The organism is Corynebacterium sp. AOP36-E1-14 (assembly GCF_052377495.1).
In the GTDB taxonomy this organism is placed as follows: Bacteria; Actinomycetota; Actinomycetes; order Mycobacteriales; family Mycobacteriaceae; genus Corynebacterium.
Genome location: NZ_JBQSWV010000061.1, coordinates 1 through 2,928, shown reverse-complemented (window position 1 = coordinate 2,928; position 2,928 = coordinate 1). Strand labels below are relative to the sequence as shown.

The following is a 2,928-nucleotide window of genomic DNA, read 5'->3' as shown; positions in this document are numbered from 1 at the left end:
GAAGCATCAACAGGACAATCCACTTTTCCGATGGGAGAGTGAAACGGCACAGGGGCAGAGTGCTGCGCCCTGGAACGTCAAATACCGGGCGAGACCGGTATCTGCGAGTAGGTCTGTGCCGAGATTCTGTCATGAGCATGCATAAGGTTCACATCCTCGTAGCAACGGCATTCCATGGTGCCAGGCCAGATGGCGGCATGTGCAGACATCTGAACGATGATGTGAACGACAACCGCGCCACAAACCTCGCATGGGGAACCTCAAGCGAGAATCAGCAGGACAGCGTCCGAAATGGTCATCACGTGAACACGAAGAAGGTCGTCTGCCTTCGATCGCACGAACTGGTCGAGCCGAACCTCACCGGGGAGCGAGAAGGGCACCGGGACTGTTGGTCGTGCAGGCAGGCCAGAAAGTCGTTGAATCGAAGGTTCGGCGGATACACAGAAGCGCAAGTTAAAGCGCTCTCGGATGAGAAGTACGAGAAGGTCATGCAAGGACGCTAGGAACGGAGGTGGGGGCCGATGGGACTGCATGTAGTTATCGGCCCGCCGTAGGGACCAGCCGCCGGCAAGTCCACATACATCCGCGAGCACATGAGCCCCGGCGACATCGTCCTTGACTACGACCTGATAGCCAACGCACTGTCCGGTCAAGCGCCCGCCAACCACGAGCACACCAGCATCGTGAAGCGAGTGACGAAGGCAGCCCGAGACGCAGCCATACACCAAGCACTCAAGCACGCACATGACATCGACGTATGGCTCATCGACTCCACCCCATCGCAGACTACTCTCGAGCGATACCGAGCGGACGGTGCAGAGGTGATCATCGTCGACCCCGGCAAGGAGACAGTGATGCACAGGGTGAAGACCCAACGCCCACCACAGCTCCTACCCGTCGCTGCGAAGTGGTACGACGGGCAGACCAAACCCAAGAACACCACCGAACGCGGCTACGGACACCGACACCAAACCATCCGCCGCCGACTGCTCCACAACCTCACCGACGGCACACCCTGCGACTGGTGCGGACAACCTATGTACAAGAGCCCGGCACAGAACTTCGACCACGCACCCCTCGAAGCCGACCACACCAACGACCTCAAACACCACGGCCCCGGAGACGCCGACAGACTCCTTCACCGCCGATGCAACAGACAACGCAAAGACGGCCAAGAACACCGACGCCCCGGAGCACAGCCCACCGATGAGACGCCCGACCCCCAGGGGGAGAGAGCCCCAACCGGAACCGCCTTCACATGGGGATGAGACGACCCGCACGAATGAATGAACCCTGAAAATCTTGGCAGGGTGCCCTTCATGACTCACCCCGGCACCCCACATCAGTCAGGATTTTATTCAGGGTCATGAATTTTACGCATTCACACGGGAGGTGATTGGGACTGTGAGCTGGGAGGATGGCGATGAATATGACCCTGGCGGTCGTGCTCTGTATGAGGACCTGCATCGGGATGCGGATGATGTGGCGACGACGGACCTGATTGTCGAGGCGTGCAGGGCGAAGGACCGCCTGGATCGGTTGCACAAGGTCGTGAGTGGTGATGTGGACTCGTGGACGCGCATTTTCAATGAGGACGGCGGGGAGTACGTCCTGAAGTTGGATACCGCGGTGTCTGAGGTTCGGCAGTTGGCGACGACGTTCCGGCATTTGTTGACGGAGATTCAGAGGAGGCAGGGCGATGTCTCAGGTGGTGGAGAGGACGGTTTCGCCGGTCTTTGATGATGAGGCGTTCCGGGAGATCATTGAGCGTGAGTTCCCGACGTTGGAGGGCAGGCAGTCCCCGGAGGTGATGTTCTCCGCGGGTCAGGGAGAACGGACGCATGGGGACAAGGCGATCGAGCTGGCCCGCCGGTTCGGTTTGAAGCTGATGCCGTGGCAACGCGAGCAGGTGCACCTGGCCCTGTCGACGGATGAGGAGGGACGGTGGCTGCATCAGGATGTGGTGTTGATCTGCCCGCGGCAGAACGGCAAGAGCCTCATCCTGGAGGTGATCATCCTGTACCGGTTCTTCATCCTGCATAACAAGATCATCTTCACGGCACATCAGTGGAAGACGGCGAAGTCGATTCGGAACCGATTGTGGAAGCGGATCAAGAATCGGGCGTGGGCGGCGCGGAAGTTGGAGGCGAAGAACGGCGGGCGGAACACCGCGTCCGCTGGTGAGGCTGAGATGGAGGAGTCTGGCGGCGGGAAAATCCAGTTCACGACCCGCTCGGCGGACGCTGGCCGTGGTTTCGATGAGATTGATCTGCTTCTCCTCGACGAGGCGTACAACCTCGAGGCCGGGGAGCTCGACGCGATCACTCCGATCCAGTTGGCGGCGCAGGATCCGCAGACGTACTACACCTCCTCGGCGGTGAACGCGGAGAAGCAGGTGAAGGGCGTGGAGTTGTCGAGGGTGCGGAAGCGCGCCTTGGATGGCGAGACTGACGGGATGCTGTACTCGGAGTTCCGCGCCCCGGACGGGATGGACCCGGACGACCCGGAGACGTGGAAGCTGGGGAACCCGTCGTACGGGGTGGTGGCGACGGAAAAGAAGATCCGGTCGCTGAAGACGAAGCTCACCCCGAAGGGATTCCATGTCGAGGTGCTGGGGTGGGGTGACTGGTTCTCCATCGGTGACAGTGCTGCGGAGACGATCATCGGCCTGGATGTGTGGGAGTCGCTGGCCGATGCGACTCCGTCTCTAGCGGGGGACTCGTGCTTGGCTGCGGATGTCACGCCGGATGGGAAGCGGGTCGGCGTGGTCGCCGCCCTGGCCCGTGCGGATGGCGGGGTGCACCTTTCGTTGAGCCCTGCCCGGGACTTCGACCGGGTGGACGTGGTCTCCTCGGTCGTGAGGACGGTGGAGATGAACGACCCGCTGGCAGTGGTCCTGGACCCGAAAGGCCCGGCGTCAACGCTTAT

4 protein-coding genes are annotated in these 2,928 nt (G+C 61.2%); all 4 read left to right on the top strand.

Going from position 1 to position 2,928, the window contains the following annotated elements; genetic code table 11:
- Positions 1-131: 131 nt before the first annotated feature.
- Positions 132-503 (top strand): HNH endonuclease, encoded by a 372-nt coding sequence (locus tag ACT3TD_RS14705; RefSeq protein ID WP_444638073.1) that lies wholly within the window; start codon positions 132-134, stop codon positions 501-503.
- 90 nt (positions 504-593) lie between these two features.
- Positions 594-1,268, top strand: coding sequence for a hypothetical protein (locus ACT3TD_RS14700; protein ID WP_444638072.1), 675 nt, complete (start codon positions 594-596; stop codon positions 1,266-1,268).
- A gap of 136 nt (positions 1,269-1,404) precedes the next feature.
- A complete protein-coding gene (locus ACT3TD_RS14695) occupies positions 1,405-1,740 on the top strand; it encodes a hypothetical protein (protein WP_444638071.1) in 336 nt (111 codons plus the stop codon).
- A partial coding sequence (locus tag ACT3TD_RS14690) for a hypothetical protein (RefSeq protein ID WP_444638070.1) occupies positions 1,700-2,928 on the top strand: 1,229 nt, incomplete at its 3' end. The genes ACT3TD_RS14695 and ACT3TD_RS14690, both read left to right, overlap by 41 nt.